We start from the raw sequence: 16,837 nt of genomic DNA, 5'->3' as shown, positions 1-16,837 counted from the left end.
CGCATCAATGCAACTCGTTTTCCACGAGTTGCATAACTGCGACGATCAAGGCCGCATTTTACGGGACGAGGCCGGTGATTAGCGCCACCGGCCTCGAACTTCGCTTAAAACCCGGCACTTCTCAGACGGTTGCTTGTTCCTGAACCTGCGAGCGCCGATTGAAGATTTCCAAAGTCACCTTGGAAATCTGCTGCCAGATCGCCGCCCCGACCAAACCGGCAGCCAAGGTGCCAAAATAGCTCAGGAAAATTGTGATGGCCACGTCGTGGCGGGTCGGCAGCACGAACTTGGTCACGTGAAGCACCAGCGGATGCGCCAGATAGCTCATGTAGCTGGCCGCCGCGAGCTGGGATACGATACCACCAATCGCGGCGGGAAGGCGGACTTCCTTCACCAGCGCCAGCACCACGAGCGCGCCCATGAACCAGTAGGCACGGCTACCCTCCAGCCCGAACTGCAGGCACACGATCACGCTGCCGATCGCGACCAAGAGAGGCCGTTGCCAGGGTTTCCTCGCCAAGGGGAACGTCCAGCCCAGCATGTAGACATAGAACCAGCCGTCGAACAGGTGGGAGAAGTTCTCGTGATCCGGGATGAAGAGACCTCCGCCGAAGGCGACCGCCCCCAACCCCACCAAGGCAAGCCCATTGTGGAAGGGCCGCTTCTCCGCCCAACGCCGGAACGGCGGGATCAGGAACAGCGCGCACATGATCAGCAGGCAGTGCATCAGCGCCTCGATGAACCAGAAGGAATACAGGATGCCCCGGTCATGGGTATCCACGAAGAACACGCTGGTCAGCGTCCACCACGCGGGATTCGGCGTGATCTTCGTGAGGAAGATCAGCGCAGTCATCAGCAGCAGGTAAGGGATGACGATGCGCCGGAAGGCACCCTTGATCGCCGGCAGCACGTTTCCGGTCAGGAACTGCTCCCGCTGGAAGCGGCACAGCGAATAACCCGCCAGGCAGAACAGGATGGTCGTGCCCCCTCGCAGCCACCCGGTGTGATCGGGAGCGCCGTGGCCGATGAAGATGGTCGAGATCGCGATCAGTCTCAGCACGGCATCGATCGACAGCGTGGTCGTCGCCTTGCGTTTCACCGGATTGAGGGCGCGGTCGTGCCGGATCGCGTCCAGATCCCGGATGGTGAGGCGCTCCCAGTGTTGGGGCAGGTTGCCGAGCATCCTTTCCAAGCCCCGCGACACGATCATATAGGAGAGTGAATCCCCGCCGAGCGCTGAGAAACTGGCATCATCGTCGATCCGCGATTGGCCCAGGGCCTTGCTATAGAGCGCTCGCACCGGATCGTCGCCGGAAGCCACCTCGGTCGTCTCCTGGCGATGGAGGTCCTCGCCCATGGTGCGGACCCGGACGTAGTCGATCTTACCCGACGGCAAGGTCGGCGCTTCATCCAGATTGAAAACCATCAGGTGGTGAGCCGGCAGCTTGCAGCGATCCGCCAGCAGTTTGCGGGCACTCGCGGCATCCGATCGATCGATCAAGGCCACCGCCACGAACTCGTCGGTTCCCGCGGCATAGGCACGGCGGCCGGATTCACGGAGGATCCGCTCGACGTCATCCAGCCCGATCCGCAGGCCCGCGATCTTGCTGAAGCGGCTCGAGCGCCCGACGATTTTCGCGAACCCCGCCTCGGACCACTGGGCGATATCTCCGGTCAGCAGCTCGGAAAGCTTGGCCGGGGCGGCGAGGTCCTCGCGCTTGAGCGCATAGCCCATCATCACGTTCGGGCCTTGATAGACCAGTTCGCCGGATTGGCCGGGCTTGCGGATGGCAGCTCCCGTCTCGTCGCGGATCTCGAATTTCCCGCGCGGAATCGCCACGCCGATGCAGTCGGAGTTTTCCAATGTCTGCTCCGGCGGCAGGTAGGCCATCCGGGCGGTCGCCTCGGTCTGGCCATACATCACGAAAAAGCGGATCCCCTGGTTGCGGGCGAATTCGGCGTAGTCGCGCACCAGATTCGAGGGCAGGCGCCCGCCAGCCTGGGTCATCACCCGCAGGCTCTCCGGTGGATCGGAGCGCAGGCCGACTTTTTCGAAAAGCTCGTACGTATAGGGGACTCCCGGCAAATCCGTCACCTGCTCGCGACGGACGAGCTGCCAGAAATCCTCATCCACCACCGACAAGTCGGTGAGCACGATCGAGGCCCCGGCTGCGAGGTGCGAATTGAGGACCGACAGGCCGTAGGAGTAGTGGAGCGGCAGGTTGGTGATCGCACGCCGCTCGGGGGTGATCTCCAGATACTCGGCGATCGAGCGGGCATTCTCGTGGAGATTCGAGTGGGACAGCTTTACCAGCTTCGGACTGCCGGTGGTGCCAGAGGTGGAAAGCATCACCGCGAGGTCGGAATGAAGGCCAGCATCGTCCTCCTGTTCGTCGCGCGTTTCGATTTTCCAGCCCGATTCGGTGCAAAGCACCGCTTTTTCCGGCCGGAAGGTCGAGATGATCGGATGCTCCCAAGAAGTTCCTCCCTCCGCCATCAGGATCGCGGGGGTACCGGACCGGAGCGCCCCGAGATAGGCGGCGATCGCGTCGACGTCGTTGCGCATCTCGATCACCAAAAGCTGGCGCTTTTGGGAGAACTGCCGCGCGTAGACATCCGCCCCCTCCGCAAGCTCGCGGTAGGAGAGATGACGACCATCCGGCAGGACAATCGCCACCCGGTCCCCATGGGACTCGAGGGTAGAGAAGAACAACGGCTTCCGGGTAGAAACCGTAGAAACGGGGGGTACAAGCGTCGATACCATGGAGAGATAAGGGTGGGGGGAGATCCGCCGGAGGGTGAACTGCCGGCAGCGGGTGTGGGACTCGAAGACCTCTCGTATCTCCGATTTCCTTACCCCAATCGTAACAAATAGGCTGGGATTGCCAAGAATTCTATCGCATTCGCTGCGCCAAGCCGCTCGAACGACCAAAAATGGCCCTCCCGCGGCGAAAATTCCCGCCAAAACGTGGGGCACTTACCGCGCCCAAGCTGGCCAGAGTTCAAAGACGTCGAGGCACCTCGCGATCACTTCGCGCTGGAAAACCGGAGGAAAAAGCACTCCCAGCGGCAGAATCACCGCCAGCAAGGCCGGAATTCTGCCGAGCGGGCGACCGAGCTTCCTTTCCATCACGGTCGCCACCCCGTGGAGCGTGAAAAAAATCGTCGGGAGCCCGAAACCGGATCTTACGGGCAAAGTGATCGCCAGTTCGTGCAACACTCCCGAGCCGAGGAACACCGCCATCACCCCGGCGCTTTCCCCGCACACCTTCTGCACGGGTCTCCCCACGAGCCGCTGCATCATCTGCGAGTAGCCCACGTTCCACCGCTTGCTCCAGAAGTCGCCAATCCCGCGGGCTTCCAGCAGATTGGGAAAGAGCGTCCGCACCGGAAATCCCGCCGCCCGCAGTGCTCCCTTCAGCACCCGCAGGGCACCAAAATGGAAACCGAGGCTCATCGGCAGGAACATCAGGAAGATCTGCCGCCACTCCATCCACCACACCAGCCACGCGCCGAGCGTTCCCACGACCATCAACAGAAGTCCCAGACGGACGTCACTCCTCCAATCCAACCCCGCACGACGTGCTTGAAAGCTTCCCGGGTCCATCCCGAACCAGAGGAACGCGAACACCGCGTATCGCGGCATCGAAAGCCGCCGCCCGTGAGCCCATTCGGCATAGACCAGGCCTTTCATGCCGCCGAGGAGCACGCAGCAAAGGCCGATCATCCGGAGCAGCGACTCATGACCGGCCAAGGCCTGATCCGCCCCGATCAGGAGGGCAGCTAGCAACAGCCAACCCGCGAGGCGCCTTGCCCAAACAAGTCTGACCTCCGCGAACAAGGGGCCCGCGGCGATGCCGACTGCCACCAGAGCTGGAATCACCCACATCACGGCATTTTTCCGTCCGGGATCCAACCCGCGTTCCAAGCCACCAGGCACCCGAAGAGGACGACCAGCCCCATGAACAGGAGGGTCAGCAAGTGCTTCGCGATCCGGTTCGCCTTGCTTCCTTCGATCTCTCTCAGATCGAACCCGAAGAACTGGAGCCACAATCGCACCGACCACCACAGCAGCATGAACGTGGACATCGCGGCCGCCGCCCCGGTCCGGCTCATCAGCCAGTCGCCGAAGCCGAGCGTTAGCACGGAGAAGAAGACGTGGCTGCTCCAGACATAGATCGAATAGGTCCACCACAGCTCGCGCATCAGCGGGGTCAAGCCAGCGAGTTTCTCCCGCCAACCGAGCGCCTTGGGGATCCAGAGGCTGGCAATGCCCAGCACGACCAGCGACCCGCCGCCTATCCACAGGCCGATTTGTAGCAGCTCTTTCATCCGAAGATCGCGGCAAGGGTGAAAACGGTGCTCATGACCACGAACACACCGAGGAAGAAGAGATCCCAGCCACGATCCCGGCTGCGCGTTTCGGGGTCGTAGTAGGCGAGCTGAACCACCACGCGACTCGCCCAGAAGATCCCAAAGAAGCCGCTGAGCACCCGCCCCATCCCATCCGCAAGCAACAGGCCGGGCCATCCCAGGCACAGCACCGCCAGCGCCCCGATGATCATGATGATGTAGCCGCAATGGACGTGGAAGACCTGCCGGACCATCACCTCGCAGTTCACCAGATTCTCACGATACCTCCAGCGCCTGGCCGCGACGAAATTCGCCGCGACCAAGCCGGTCATCATCAGGCCCGTGAGCCGCAGGGCGGTTTCCAAGGTAGTCGCATTCATGGTTCAAGGTGAGGTGCGCGCGGTGTGATCCCTCTTAAGATCAGGGTTCCGATCACTCCGAAGACCGTCGCTGGCAGGAAGCCGTAGACGCTGATCAAGAAGAATGGCGCGAAGACGTGAGGAACGAAATCGACGTCCGGATAAACGAGCATCGAGGCCGCGCATCCGGCGAAAACACCTACGGTAAACAGGAAGACCGAGAACGGAATGCCCGCCCAAAAATGCCAAAGCCTCGTCCGAAGCGGGACACCGACCAACTCAATGACGAGGATCATCGCGGCATAACCCAGCGCGATCTGGACCTGGTAGTATGCGGAACTTTGAAGGGCACCGCTCAGCCCGAAGAACAAGGAGCAGACCGCCACCAGGCCCGGCAACGACAGGCACAAGGTGGGATAGATCGTTCGGCGGAATGCGCTGGGAGTGACGTTCATGGTGATGCGCTCGTTGGATTTCTTGGCTTCACTTCGTCGCGCAGAAGGCATCCGCACAGCGGACCGCTTCCATGCGGTGCAGTTCCTTGCGGACCTGCTGGTCCTTGCCGCGGAAGAAGACCTTGCTCAGCGCATGGCGGTTCGCCGCGAGGACGCGGCAGGCACGGATGGCGATCGGCAAGAGCCCCGGGCCGGCCAAACGGCGGGCGGTCTGCTGGTGATTCGCACAACTGTAGAGGCACCAGACCCAAGCCTCCGCGCCGCGGAAGATCTTGTTCTCGCTCGTCCTCACCACCATCTCCCGGGCCGGATCGAGCGTTCCAATTCCCGGAAACACCCGCTCCGCATCCGGCGACTGATAGGGAATGAATCCGATCGGAAAGGCGCGCGGTTGGCGGGCAATCCACTCGTGAAAGCTGCAACACATCCCGCAGCGCCCGTCGTAGAAGACTTCGATTCCCTTGATGCTGGTCGGCAGTTCCATGCAGCTCCCTTTCGTTGCTTTCAGTATTTACTGAAACTTCGATAAGAGCAAGAAGAATTGCCATCTCGATCCCACGTGCTGGGGCGCGGAGGAGAATCCTGTTGGGTCATTCAGCCCACGACTTTTCGTCCTTCCGGAACCAATAGCCCTTCTGCTGGAAGACCTCTGCTTCCCAGCCGCCACCCGCCAGAAAAGGACCAACCGAATCTCGAAGGTGGACCTTCCAACTGCCCCCTGCGGGCTCGATCTTCACTTCCAACAGCGAGCCAAAGCGGCCATCGAGCTTGTCCCGATACCAGGAGTGCGCCCCAAGAGGCCGCTTCCCAAGCGTCTCCATGTGCGACGCGGCCCTGGCATTGGGCAGCACCTTCCGGAGCCAGGTCAGCAATTCTTCCGGCGGGTCCGCGCCTTGCCAGCGAATGAACTGGATTTTCTCCGCCTCCTGCCGGCTGAAGATATTCGCGAGGGCTCCTTCCGGTACGGCCGCGATCCTCTTCTCTTCTGATAGTGGTTTTGCCAGCAATTCGATGAAATCATCCATCTTCCATTCGATCGCCAACTCGATGGGACGCTCGCCAGAACGCGACCGCACTTCCGGATCGGCACCCTTTTCGAAGAGGAATTTCGCGATGCCGAGTTCGCGCTCCCAGACAGCAGCGTAGAGCGGTGTCATGCGGTCTTTAAGATCGAGGACACCGTTGAGCTCGAGGCCTTGGGCAAGCAGGACCTTCAGTAGCTCCAGATTCCCCTCCTCGATGGCGAGCGCGCCAGCAGGACCGAGTGCCATTTGCCGCTTCGTGCGTGTATCTTTACGGGACCGGGGGACGATCGGTGCCACCTCCGGTTTGAAATTGTGGGCCGTCACCCACCCCGCACCTGTCGGACCGGTGAAAAAATCGAGGTGGGTTTCCCAAACGTCATCGTCCACGTAGAGCCCCGTGGAAGACAGATCCTTACCCGGTTCACCCACTTCGTAGGAGATGTGCGCCCCCGGGCTGAGAACCACCCGGCCGGCGTGACGATAAGGACCAGCCTTGTCACCATGATCGAACCACAGCGAGCCAAGCTCTCGCCCATCATAGCTACGAGCAAGCTTCAGCGCCTCCTCGCGGGAAAGAGCCGCCGGTTCTCCCTCCGCGGGCAGCGGCGTGGAGAGGGCCAACCAAATGCCGAAAAAACCTTTCGCGATCATGCTCCGACCCTAGGACGGGCATGACCGTTGGCCAAGAAGCTTCACGCCCCGCCGGTGGCGATGTGGGCGAACTTGTCATCGAGGAAGCGCAGCACCATCTCCTCCACCTTTTCGTCGCCGAGGCGCTCGATGACTTGCACGGAGAATCCGCGGGCGATGAGCTGGCGGGCGCGGACCGGGTCAATGCCGCGGGCGCGGAGGTAGAAGATCTCGCTCTCGTCGATCTGCGAGCTGGTGCTGCCGTGCGAGCACTTCACGTCGTCGGCATTGATCTCGAGGCCGGGCATCGAGTTCGCCTCGGCGTTCTCGCTCATGAAGAGATTGCGGCAGGTCTGGTAGGCGTCGGTGCGGTGCGCGCCTTCATCCACGAAGATCAGGCCGGAGAAAATGGTACGAGACTCATCGTACAAGGAATTCTTGTAGAGCAGGTCGCTGTAGGCACCGGGGCTGACGTGGTGCTGGAAGGTGCGCTGGTCGTACTCCTGATCGCGCGCGGGAATGCTCACGGAAAGCATGTCGGAGCGCGCGCCTTCGCCTTCGAGGCGGCTGAGCGATTCATTGCGCGCCCACGCGGCACCGGTATTGAGGATGAAGCCGATGGCCGAAGCATCCTTGGCCACGCCGGTCTCATTGACCTGGATGACCTTGGTGTTCTCGTTGAATGCCTGGATCGCGATGTAGTCGAGCTTCGAGCCAGGACCTGCGTTGAGATCGTTCACCGCGATTGCGAGGCCGGCCTCATCCGTATTGGCCGACTGGAAGTAGTCCACCACGCGGACCTTCGCATTCGCACCGGTCACGACGAGCGTGTGCGGGAAGATCGCGGTCTTGTCGCCGGCGATCCAGTGGAAGACTTCGATGGTTCCTTCCACTTCGACTCCGGCCGGTACATGAACGAACAGGCCGTTGCTCACGTTCGCCTCGTGAAGCGCCGTCCACTTCACGGAACCCAGCCGCGTGTCGCGCTTCATGAAGTGCTCGCGGACCAGATCGCCGTGGGAAACCAATGCTTCTTCCAAAGGCAGACAGATCACGCCGGCCGGAAGATTCGATTCGGAATGAAGCAGTGCGTCATTCGCGAATACGAACTTCGCCACCGGAGCTTCCAGCGAGACCGATCGCTCGACCAATTGGGAGCCCAATGGTGCCTCGCCGGTCGCAAAACCGGCGAAGTCGAGCTGCTTGATGCTTGAGAAGCGCCATGGCTCATCGCCGCGCTTTGGGTTCGGCGTTTCAAGAAAGCGCTTCCACGCGGCACGCTGGCGCTCGGCAAACCAAGCGGGAAAAGCGGCAGGCGTCTCGGGAGCGGATTCGAGCAGGGAAGCGAAGTGTTCGAGCACGGCGGGCATGGGGAAAAGGGGTCAATCGCTGAGTTTCTCAAGGGCATCGAGATCGCCAAGATCCTTGTGGCGACCGGTGGAGCGCTTGTTTCGCTTTAAATCTTCAAGTCCGATGAACGGCACCTCGAGGCCCGCCAGCGGATGCATCACTCGGCGCGGGTACGAGTCCTCAAAGGTCACGCCCAGGATGCTGGTCAGGATGTCGATCCGGTAGGGCGGCACGCCGAACTGGCTCATGCGGCTATCATCGAGAAAGTTTTCCACTTTGACCTCAGGCAGCGGGCCGAAGAATTCATGAATCGCCCCGACAATTCGTTCGGCGTTCTCCTGCGATCTCTCGACGAAGAAGTCGATGTCCCCGGTGTAACGGGGATTCCCATGAGCAGTGACCGCGTAACCTCCGATGATCATGAACTTAACGCCATGGGACAGGAACAACTCGGCAAACTCCCTGAACTCTTGGTCGGGTTCCATCGGTGGTTCGGTGCTTCTGCGATCGGAGGAGGGCGAGGGCGGCGAGACGCTCAGCAGGAGTCTTGGATTTCCAATAGGCAGCAGTAACCACTTCGTCTTCCGCATGGGTGACGAAGGCAACTTTCACAGGACCATTTCGGAGCGAACTCATTGTCGTGACATTAACCGACCGACCCTTCCATCTCGAGGTCGATCAGGCGCTTGAGTTCCACGGAGTATTCCATCGGGAATTCGCGGACGAGGTCGTTGATGAAGCCGTTCACCGCGAGCGACATCGCGGCACCTTCGCTGAGGCCGCGCTGCTGCATGTAGAAGAGCATGTCCTCCGACACCTGCGAGACGCTGGCCTCGTGCTGGGTGGCGTGCTGGTTGCCCTTCACCGTGATCGCCGGGTAGGTGTCCGTGCGGCTGCGGGTATTGATCAGCAGCGCATCGCACTCGGTATTGTTCTTGCAGCCCTTGAGGTGCTTCGGGATGTGAACCTGGCCCCGGTAGGTGGCGCGACCTTGGCCAACGGAGATGGATTTCGACACGACGTTCGAGGTCGTGTTGTTCGCCGCGTGGATCATCTTGGCACCGGTGTCCTGGTGCTGCCCAGTGTTCGCCAGGGCGATCGAGATCACTTCGCCGCGGGCGCGCTCGCCCTTCATGATCACGCCGGGATACTTCATCGTCAGGCGGCTGCCGATGTTACAGTCGATCCAGCGCACCTCGGCGTCTTCCATCGCGAGGCCGCGCTTGGTGACGAGGTTGAAGACATTGCTGCTCCAGTTCTGCACGGTCACATACTGGATCTTCGCGCCCTTGAGCGCGACGAGTTCGACCACGGCAGAGTGAAGCGTGGCGGTCTCGAATTTCGGCGCGGTGCAGCCTTCCATGTACATCACCTCGGCACCTTCGTCCGCGATGATGAGCGTGCGCTCGAACTGCCCGAAGTTTTCCGAGTTGATCCGGAAGTAGGCTTGCAGCGGCTGCTTCAGCTTCACGCCCTTCGGGATGTAGATGAAGGATCCGCCGGAGAAAACGGCGCTATTGAGCGCGGAGAACTTGTTGTCGCCGGTCGGGATCACCTTGCCGAACCATGGGCGGAAGATCGCCTCGTGTTCCTTGAGGCCTTCGTTCGAGTTCACGAAGATCACGCCGAGCTTGGTCAGCTCTTCCTTCATGTTCGAGTAGCTGGCCTCGGAGTCGTACTGGGCTTCCACGCCGGCGAGGAAAGCTCGCTCCTGCTGGGGAATGCCGAGACGCTCGAAAGTTTCCAGCACCTCCGGCGGCACTTCGTCCCATGACCGCTTTGGCTTCTCGCCGTCGGACAGGTAATAACGGATGACGTCGAAGTCGATGTTCTCCAGGTCCTTGGTCGCCCAATGGGTCGGCATCGGCTTCTCGCGGAAGACCTTGAGCGCCTTGTGGCGGAACTCACGGATCCACTGCGGCTCGCCCTTGACCTCGCTGATGTAGTCCACGGTGCGCTCGGTGAGGCCGCGGCCGGCATCGAACTTGTGGCGTTCCGGGAAGCTGAAGTCGCCCTTGGAGCGGTCGATGTCGATCGCTTCGCGGGTATCCGCGTCGATGGTACTAGATGCGTCGTAGGACATGGCGGGCGAAAGTTGAGGTTCAGGCGGTGGCGAGGGCGTCCTCCTTGAGGAAATCGTAGCCTTTCTCTTCGAGCTCCAGCGCCAGTTCCGGGCCGCCGGAGCGGACGATCCTGCCCCCCGCCATCACGTGGACGTGGTCGGGTGCGATGTAGTCGAGAAGGCGCTGGTAATGGGTGATGAGCAGCATGCCGCGGGCCGGCGAGCGCATGGCGTTCACGCCCTTGGCGACGATCTTGAGCGCGTCGATGTCGAGGCCGGAGTCGGTCTCGTCGAGGATGCAGTAGGTCGGCTCCAGCATCATCATCTGGAGGATCTCGTTTCGCTTCTTCTCGCCGCCGGAGAAGCCTTCGTTGACAGAGCGGGCGGTGAATTTCCGGTCCATCTCCAGCAGGTCCATCTTCGAGTAGAGGCTCTTGTAATAGGCCACCGCGTCGAGTTCCTCGCCCTTCGGCATGCGGGCCTGCAGCGCGGCGCGGATGAAGTTGGCGTTCGACACGCCCGGAACTTCGGCCGGGTACTGGAAGGCAAGGAAGATGCCGGCCCGCGAGCGCTCGTCGATGGACATCGCGAAGATGTCCTGGCCATCGAGGGTCACGCTGCCGCTGGTGACGACGTAGCCTTCATTGCCGGCGATGACTTTCGACAGGGTCGATTTGCCGGAACCGTTCGGGCCCATGATGGCGTGCACTTCGCCGGCGGGGATTTCAAGGGTGACGCCCTTGAGGATCTCAGTGCCGTCTTCGAGGGTCGCGTGGAGGTCGGTAATGACGAGGGACATGCTGAATTGCCGATTGGAGATGGATTATTGAAGATGGGCAGGCAGTTCACCGCGGAGGGTGATCTCGACGCCGGTGATGACGGTGCCGGGCGGGAGGTCGAGGACGTCGGCGAGATTCACGCCGGGCTTGATGGTGACGTCGTGGATCTTGCCGCTGGCCTTATCGTGGAAATGGCCGTGCTCCTCGAGATTCGGACAGAAGCGGGACGACTCGCGCTCGAAATTGACCTGCCGGATCACGCCATGCTGCACCAGCCCTTCGAGACAGTTGTAAACGGTTGCCAGCGAGATGTTCGGCAGCCGGTCCTTGATCCGCATGAAGACGTCATTGGCGGTCGGGTGGTCCCGCTGCTCCATGAGCAGGCGGTAGACCTCCCAGCGCTGGCGGGTCATGCGCAGGCCGGAAATTTCGGCCGGCATGTCATCCGGAAGACTATCTGGCGAGTGGTGGACCATGCGGGGCAGCGGAAATTAACCCCGCACCCGGGCCTAGCAAGAATAATTCTAATTTTAATTCTCGCCCGCTCATGGATGAGCGCGGAGCCACCGCGTCGCACGAAATCCCGGCGACCGGCAATCCTTTTATCTTTCTTTCACCCCGCGCAGGCATTTCTGACGACATGTCCCTTCCGGTTGCCGGCATAACGTCCCGATAAATTTCTTGAACTGTTCATAAGAACTATTTTCTGATAGTACCCATGATTGTGGCCGAGGAATTGTCACCGCTGCTGAAGAAGGACTTCGGGTATGATGCTTTCCGCCCCTTGCAGCGGGAAATCATGGAGGAGGCGCTCGCCCCGCGCGACGTGCTCGCCATCCTGCCCACCGGTGCGGGCAAAAGCCTGTGCTACCAGCTCCCTGCTCTCGCCCGCGGCGGCGTGACGCTGGTGATTTCCCCGCTCATCGCGCTGATGAAGGACCAGGTGGACCAGCTCACCGCCAGCGGGGTCTCGGCCACTTTCCTCAATTCCACGCTGGAGCCGCAGGAAAACCGTCGCCGTCTCGATGCTATCCTCGCCGGCGAGGTGAAGCTCGTTTATCTCGCGCCCGAGCGTCTGATGTCCGGAGATTTCCTCTCGGTGGTCAGGACGTGGAACGTCACCGCGCTGGCGGTGGACGAGGCCCACTGCATCAGCGAGTGGGGCCATGATTTCCGCCCGGAATACCGCCGCCTGCGCGAGCTTCGCACGGCCCTGCCGGAGGTGCCCGTCATTGCCCTCACTGCCACCGCCACGCCACGCGTGCGGGAGGACATCCTCGGCCAGCTCGCGCTGCGCGATCCCGCCGTCTTCGTCGCCAGTTTCAACCGGCCGAACCTGAATTACCTCGTCGAGCCGAAGCAGGACGCCGTGTCTCGCATCGTGGAGTTCATCGGCGGGCGCGGCCAGGATTCCGGCATCGTCTACGCCCAGTCCCGCAAGCGCAGCGAGGAACTCGCCGCCTGCCTTCGCAACGCAGGCATCACCGCCGTCTGCTACCACGCCGGCCTCGAGGCTGCCGATCGGGCCCGCAACCAGGAGGCCTTCCTGCGCGATGAGGTCCGCGTGGTCTGCGCCACCGTCGCCTTCGGCATGGGCATCAACAAACCCGACGTCCGCTTCGTCATCCACGCCGACTTGCCGAAGAACCTCGAAGGCTACTACCAGGAAACCGGCCGCGCGGGCCGTGACGGCCTGCCCGCCGATTGCCTGCTGCTTTTCTCCCGCGGCGACGTGACGAAGGTCCTCCGCTTCATCGATGAAATCCCGGACGGCGAGGCGCGCGATCATGCGCGCCTCCAGCTCGAGCGCATGGCTGACTTCGCCGAAAGCGACGCCTGCCGCCGGGTGGACTTGATCGGCTACTTCGGCGAATCGTGGCCGGAGGGAAACTGTGGTGCCTGCGACAATTGCCTCGCCCCTCGGGAATCGTGGGACGCCACGGTGGAGACGCAGAAGTTCCTGAGCTGCATCCTCCGCGTGAAGCAAAACGGCGGCTCCGCCGTGGGCATCCGCCACCTTTCCGACATCCTCGCCGGATCCCGCGCGGAAAAGGTCCTCGCCCGCAACCACGATAAACTTAGTACTTACGGCATCGGCAAGGAGCACTCCGCCGCGACCTGGGCGGAACTCGCCCGGCAGTTCGCACGCAAGGGTTGGATCGCCGTCGATGGCGGCACCTATCCCACCGTCACCATCACCCATGAAGGTGCCGCTCTCTTGCGCGAGCGCCGGACGGTGTCCCTCAGCCGCCTGATGGCCGTGGAAAAACCCGCCGCGGGCCAACGCGCCGGAGACATCGAGTGCGACGCGGAACTCTTCGAGCAACTCCGCTCCCACCGCAAGGAAGTGGCCCAGGCCGCCGGGGTGCCGCCCTATGTCGTCTTTTCCGATGTGGCGCTGCGCCACATGGCCCGCGCCTACCCGACCGACGATGCCGCTTTCCTGAAGATCCCCGGCGTCGGTGATCGCAAGCTCGCCGATTTCGGCCCCGGCTTCCTGCGGGAAATTTCCGCATGGCTCGAAGCCCATCCGCGCCACGAGTTCGCGCCTCTAACAACTGCTTCTGCGGCCACGCCAAAGCTCGCGAAGCCGATCGTCAACGCCACCGCCCAAGTTACCGTCGAGCTCTGGCGCTCCGGCAAATACATCGACGAGATCGCCGCCGAACGCGGCTTGGCCGCCTCCACCATCGAGAACCATCTCGCCCAAGCGATCGCCAACGGTGAGCCCGTCGATCCCCAACGCCTCTACTCCACCGGGGAGGAAGCTGAAATTCGCGCCGCCCTCGATGGCTACACCGAGGATTCGCTCAAGCCCGTCCACGAGCACCTCAGCGGCCGCATCAGCTACGGGAAGCTCAGGCTTTTCCGCGCCATCGAATCCCGGCTCGAGACGAAATGATGTAGTCTGAAGTTGGGAACGCTTCAGCCGCTCCCCTCCTCTTCCGCGCCTTGCGGGAGCGAGAAAGGGCTTATCGATCCGGCGAATCCCGGCTTCGTAGCCTTCTCATATACAAAGGTATAACGAGCGAAAGCGTACTTTGCAACGCCTCGCAGCCAGTTACGCTTTCGCACGGTGAAGCAGAAGCTCCGAGTCTCTTGCGGCGAAGGCTGCGAGCCGGTTTGCCCGGCTGCCTCCACTCACGTTCACGGCTAGCCCGGAACCTCCCTTTGCATCGTTCGCCAGACGTTTCCCAACAGCCAGTCCAACAATCAGCCATGGACACGAAACTTGAATCCGAAGCCGCTGTCGAGTCGCGCCTCACAGCCAGCTTCCTCGAAGCATTGATCCGCGCCGGGCTGCTGCTGGCACTGGTGATGATTTGCTACAAGGTGTTCTCGCCGTTCCTGGTCCTGATGGTATGGGCGCTGATCCTGGCCGTGACGCTCTATCCGCTGCACCAGTCGATCGCCCGCAAGATGGGCGGCCGGCAGGGGCTTGCCGCCACCACGCTGGTGCTCATCGGGCTCATCCTGATCGTCACACCGTGCGCCGTGCTGATGAATTCGCTAGGCGACTCGGTGAGGGGGCTGGTCGAGAACGTGCAGTCGAACTCGGTGGAAATCCCGCCGCCACGCGAAAGCGTCGCCAAGTGGCCGGTGATCGGGCCGAAGGTCCACGCGGCGTGGACCCAGGCTCACAATGATTTTCCCGGACTCGTGAAGAGCCTGCAACCCAAGATCGGCGACCTTGCAAAGACGGCGCTCGGCTTCGTCGCCGCGATAGGCGGCGGGCTGCTGATGTTCCTGGCCTCGTTCATCGTGGCCGGCATCATCATGGCCTTCGGCAGGAGTGGTGAGGCCGGCTGTCTGGCGATCTTCAATCGCATCATCGGACCGGAGCACGGTGGTGAATTCGCCAGGTTGTCCACCGCCACCATCCGCGCCGTGGCCCAGGGCGTCATCGGCGTGGCCTTTATCCAGGCCATCATTATTGGCATCTGCTTGCTGATTTGCGGCGTGCCTTGGGCGGGCGTGCTGTCTGCCATCGTGTTAGTGCTCGGCATTGCCCAAGTGCCGGCAGTGATCGTCACCCTGCCTGCCATCATCTACATCTGGTCCAGCGGCACCTATGGCACCGGTGCCGCCGTCGCGTATAGCGTGCTGCTCTTCGTCGCAGGCATGGCCGACAACGTCCTCAAGCCGCTGATGCTCGGTCGCGGCGTGGACGCGCCGATGCCGATCATCCTGTTAGGCGCCCTCGGCGGCATGGCCACCGGCGGCATCCTCGGCATGTTCGTGGGCGCCACGTTGTTGGCGCTAGGCTATCAGATTTTCATGAGCTGGGTGTCGAACAACTCCAACAAGGAGAGTGTCGCCGCGTCTACTCCTCGTGGCCCAGCACCCGCCGCTGGACCTTGATCAATTGCGACAGGATCGCCATCAGCGCGGCGGAGGTCATGCCGAGCATCAGCACGCCGACGACCGCTTCCAGAGCGCCGAGCATCTTCCACTTCTCGCTCATGACGATGTCCCCATAGCCCAGCGAGGCGAAGTTCACCGCCGAGTGATAGACCGCCGTGTGATAGTTGGTGAACTCCTTGAGCATGACGAACAGTACTCCCCACAGCAGGATCTGCGCGAAGTTGCCGAGCATCATGAAGATCAGGGCGCTCAGCAAGGGACGGGTGGAAGCGAGGAAGCCGCCGCGGTCACCCAAGCGGTCCGTCCGGCGCACAAAGTGACGGACGCTCCAGAACGCCGACGCGGTCTGGATCACTAGGCACAGCATCATCATCGGCAACCCGACCAGCATGTTGACCAAGGTCATTGGGGTAGTTCCTTTCCGTGTTGTCCGGGCAGTGGCGTCCCGGTGCGAACGGCACGCCAGCGTTCGAGGATCCAGATGGTGCCCCATGCGTAGAGCGCCACGCCGACGAACAGGGCGACGCGGATCGCGGAAGCCTCGAAGACGCCCTTGCCAATCGCGCTGTCCTCGATCGCCGGGCCGAGCAGAAGCAGCGACGTGATCAAGGCATTGCTCCAGAACGAGGGCCGGAATGCCGTGTGGCGTGTGCGGAAGATTCCCGAGCCGGCCCACAGCGCCGCAGCCATCAACCACAGCACCAGCATCCACAAGCTGGGCCACAACGAGAGCCCGGCCCACAGCAGCGCGGCGATCCATGCACCCATCAGGGTGGACCCCACCAACTCGCGCCCGCCCGAGCGGGCATCGGTTTCGCCCGCCTGCTGGCCGAGCGCCACCGTTTTCAGGATGGCTGCCATGTAGAGCGAGGGATTGATCAGCGCCAAGATGAACACCGGCATCACGACGATCGTGGCGCGCAGCGCGATCCAAGCGGCAGTCTCGCGATCCGGCCTCGGAGCCGCGGGCCGCGCAGCCTTCGGCCCCCCCGGATCGGGGAAAAATGCGTGAGATATGCCACTGGTAAAAGTGCCGGTGGCGAGCCCAACCGCGAGCGTCAGACTCATCATCCCGACCATTCCCTGGTCCATCACACCGACCACGGGAATCACCGTGAAGGCGATGACCAACACCATCGTCAGCGGGTTGGCGCGGAGCATGCCGGTGTAGAAGAGCCCGTGCAGCACCACCGCTGTTAGAAGCAGTCCACTGAGCGCATAGTGCTCGAGCAGCGGCACCATCAGCACGCCCGCGGCCACCAGTGCGGCAAAGATCACCGCGACGATGATCCCCTTGATCAAAGGCTGTGGCGGACCGGGCTTGCACAGCACGAGCACCGCCACCAGGCAAACGAGGAAAGGCATCGGCAGGCCACCCCCATAGGCGATGAACGCCGCCAGCCCGAGGCCGACCGCCAATCTGAGAACCGCTTTGTCAGCGCCTTCTCCCATGGCTCGA

16 protein-coding genes are annotated in these 16,837 nt (G+C 62.2%); 2 read left to right on the top strand and 14 right to left on the bottom strand.

The genetic code is table 11. The annotated features are described in order from the left end of the window. Positions 1 to 121 precede the first annotated feature (121 nt). From OKA05_RS06575 to OKA05_RS06520, 12 genes are all read right to left on the bottom strand, one after another. Positions 122 to 2,764, bottom strand: a complete 2,643-nt coding sequence (locus OKA05_RS06575; RefSeq protein ID WP_264486319.1) for an AMP-binding protein — start codon at positions 2,762 to 2,764, stop codon at positions 122 to 124. A gap of 213 nt (positions 2,765 to 2,977) precedes the next feature. Next, complete coding sequence (locus OKA05_RS06570) at positions 2,978 to 3,889, bottom strand: MBOAT family protein (RefSeq protein WP_264486667.1); 912 nt, start codon at positions 3,887 to 3,889, stop codon at positions 2,978 to 2,980. After that, a complete protein-coding gene (locus OKA05_RS06565) occupies positions 3,889 to 4,332 on the bottom strand; it encodes a hypothetical protein (RefSeq protein WP_264486318.1) in 444 nt (147 codons plus the stop codon). Before OKA05_RS06565 ends, OKA05_RS06570 begins: the two co-directional genes overlap by 1 nt. Further along, complete coding sequence (locus tag OKA05_RS06560; RefSeq protein ID WP_264486317.1) at positions 4,329 to 4,733, bottom strand: hypothetical protein; 405 nt, start codon at positions 4,731 to 4,733, stop codon at positions 4,329 to 4,331. The genes OKA05_RS06565 and OKA05_RS06560 overlap by 4 nt, the downstream gene beginning before the upstream one ends. Continuing rightward, a complete protein-coding gene (locus OKA05_RS06555) occupies positions 4,730 to 5,167 on the bottom strand; it encodes a hypothetical protein (protein ID WP_264486316.1) in 438 nt (145 codons plus the stop codon). The genes OKA05_RS06560 and OKA05_RS06555 overlap by 4 nt, the downstream gene beginning before the upstream one ends. Positions 5,168 to 5,195: 28 nt before the next feature. Next, positions 5,196 to 5,651, bottom strand: a complete 456-nt coding sequence (locus OKA05_RS06550; RefSeq protein WP_264486315.1) for a thiol-disulfide oxidoreductase DCC family protein — start codon at positions 5,649 to 5,651, stop codon at positions 5,196 to 5,198. Between the two features lie 106 nt (positions 5,652 to 5,757). Then, a complete protein-coding gene (locus tag OKA05_RS06545) occupies positions 5,758 to 6,843 on the bottom strand; it encodes an ankyrin repeat domain-containing protein (protein WP_264486314.1) in 1,086 nt (361 codons plus the stop codon). A 41-nt stretch (positions 6,844 to 6,884) separates the two neighbouring features. Beyond that, entirely contained in the window at positions 6,885 to 8,192 is a 1,308-nt protein-coding gene (gene sufD, locus OKA05_RS06540) for a Fe-S cluster assembly protein SufD (RefSeq protein ID WP_264486313.1), read from the bottom strand. A gap of 12 nt (positions 8,193 to 8,204) precedes the next feature. Then, complete coding sequence (locus OKA05_RS06535; RefSeq protein WP_264486312.1) at positions 8,205 to 8,657, bottom strand: hypothetical protein; 453 nt, start codon at positions 8,655 to 8,657, stop codon at positions 8,205 to 8,207. A 161-nt stretch (positions 8,658 to 8,818) separates the two neighbouring features. Further along, the gene (gene sufB, locus OKA05_RS06530) at positions 8,819 to 10,255 is read right to left on the bottom strand and encodes a Fe-S cluster assembly protein SufB (RefSeq protein WP_264486311.1); all 1,437 of its coding nucleotides are present in this window, start codon (positions 10,253 to 10,255) and stop codon (positions 8,819 to 8,821) included. Positions 10,256 to 10,274: 19 nt separating this feature from the next. Continuing rightward, a complete protein-coding gene (sufC, locus tag OKA05_RS06525) occupies positions 10,275 to 11,033 on the bottom strand; it encodes a Fe-S cluster assembly ATPase SufC (protein WP_264486310.1) in 759 nt (252 codons plus the stop codon). 24 nt (positions 11,034 to 11,057) lie between these two features. Next, positions 11,058 to 11,453: a Fur family transcriptional regulator gene (locus OKA05_RS06520; RefSeq protein ID WP_264486309.1), complete on the bottom strand. Its 396-nt coding sequence runs from the start codon at positions 11,451 to 11,453 to the stop codon at positions 11,058 to 11,060. 278 nt (positions 11,454 to 11,731) lie between these two features. Here OKA05_RS06520 and recQ point away from each other — a divergent pair, with 278 nt between their 5' ends. Then, entirely contained in the window at positions 11,732 to 13,915 is a 2,184-nt protein-coding gene (gene recQ, locus OKA05_RS06515; protein ID WP_264486308.1) for a DNA helicase RecQ, read from the top strand. 317 nt (positions 13,916 to 14,232) lie between these two features. Further along, positions 14,233 to 15,375 carry an AI-2E family transporter gene (locus OKA05_RS06510; RefSeq protein ID WP_264486307.1) on the top strand — a complete coding sequence of 381 codons (1,143 nt, stop codon included), beginning with the start codon at positions 14,233 to 14,235 and terminating at the stop codon, positions 15,373 to 15,375. On the opposite strand, the gene OKA05_RS06505 is transcribed toward OKA05_RS06510, so the two are convergent. Together OKA05_RS06505 and OKA05_RS06500 are read right to left on the bottom strand one after the other, a co-directional pair. Next, positions 15,338 to 15,784: an ion channel gene (locus tag OKA05_RS06505; protein ID WP_264486306.1), complete on the bottom strand. Its 447-nt coding sequence runs from the start codon at positions 15,782 to 15,784 to the stop codon at positions 15,338 to 15,340. The genes OKA05_RS06510 and OKA05_RS06505 overlap by 38 nt on opposite strands. After that, complete coding sequence (locus OKA05_RS06500) at positions 15,781 to 16,830, bottom strand: DUF2955 domain-containing protein (RefSeq protein ID WP_264486305.1); 1,050 nt, start codon at positions 16,828 to 16,830, stop codon at positions 15,781 to 15,783. The genes OKA05_RS06505 and OKA05_RS06500 overlap by 4 nt, the downstream gene beginning before the upstream one ends. Positions 16,831 to 16,837: the final 7 nt, after the last annotated feature.

Source organism: Luteolibacter arcticus (assembly GCF_025950235.1).
GTDB lineage: Bacteria > Verrucomicrobiota > Verrucomicrobiia > Verrucomicrobiales > Akkermansiaceae > Haloferula > Haloferula arctica.
Note: the sequence above shows the minus strand (reverse complement) of the source record. Positions and strands in the feature narration are given on the sequence as shown.

Excerpts from the sequence above, each read along its gene's own strand:
- OKA05_RS06575 (WP_264486319.1), bottom strand. The coding sequence starts at position 2,764 with ATGGTATCGACGCTTGTACCCCCCGTTTCTACGGTTTCTACCCGGAAG.
- OKA05_RS06570 (WP_264486667.1), bottom strand. The coding sequence starts at position 3,889 with ATGTGGGTGATTCCAGCTCTGGTGGCAGTCGGCATCGCCGCGGGCCCC.
- OKA05_RS06565 (WP_264486318.1), bottom strand. The coding sequence starts at position 4,332 with ATGAAAGAGCTGCTACAAATCGGCCTGTGGATAGGCGGCGGGTCGCTG.
- OKA05_RS06560 (WP_264486317.1), bottom strand. The coding sequence starts at position 4,733 with ATGAATGCGACTACCTTGGAAACCGCCCTGCGGCTCACGGGCCTGATG.
- OKA05_RS06555 (WP_264486316.1), bottom strand. The coding sequence starts at position 5,167 with ATGAACGTCACTCCCAGCGCATTCCGCCGAACGATCTATCCCACCTTG.
- OKA05_RS06550 (WP_264486315.1), bottom strand. The coding sequence starts at position 5,651 with ATGGAACTGCCGACCAGCATCAAGGGAATCGAAGTCTTCTACGACGGG.
- OKA05_RS06545 (WP_264486314.1), bottom strand. The coding sequence starts at position 6,843 with ATGATCGCGAAAGGTTTTTTCGGCATTTGGTTGGCCCTCTCCACGCCG.
- sufD (WP_264486313.1), bottom strand. The coding sequence starts at position 8,192 with ATGCCCGCCGTGCTCGAACACTTCGCTTCCCTGCTCGAATCCGCTCCC.
- OKA05_RS06535 (WP_264486312.1), bottom strand. The coding sequence starts at position 8,657 with ATGGAACCCGACCAAGAGTTCAGGGAGTTTGCCGAGTTGTTCCTGTCC.
- sufB (WP_264486311.1), bottom strand. The coding sequence starts at position 10,255 with ATGTCCTACGACGCATCTAGTACCATCGACGCGGATACCCGCGAAGCG.
- sufC (WP_264486310.1), bottom strand. The coding sequence starts at position 11,033 with ATGTCCCTCGTCATTACCGACCTCCACGCGACCCTCGAAGACGGCACT.
- OKA05_RS06520 (WP_264486309.1), bottom strand. The coding sequence starts at position 11,453 with ATGCCGGCCGAAATTTCCGGCCTGCGCATGACCCGCCAGCGCTGGGAG.
- recQ (WP_264486308.1), top strand. The coding sequence starts at position 11,732 with ATGATTGTGGCCGAGGAATTGTCACCGCTGCTGAAGAAGGACTTCGGG.
- OKA05_RS06510 (WP_264486307.1), top strand. The coding sequence starts at position 14,233 with ATGGACACGAAACTTGAATCCGAAGCCGCTGTCGAGTCGCGCCTCACA.
- OKA05_RS06505 (WP_264486306.1), bottom strand. The coding sequence starts at position 15,784 with ATGACCTTGGTCAACATGCTGGTCGGGTTGCCGATGATGATGCTGTGC.
- OKA05_RS06500 (WP_264486305.1), bottom strand. The coding sequence starts at position 16,830 with ATGGGAGAAGGCGCTGACAAAGCGGTTCTCAGATTGGCGGTCGGCCTC.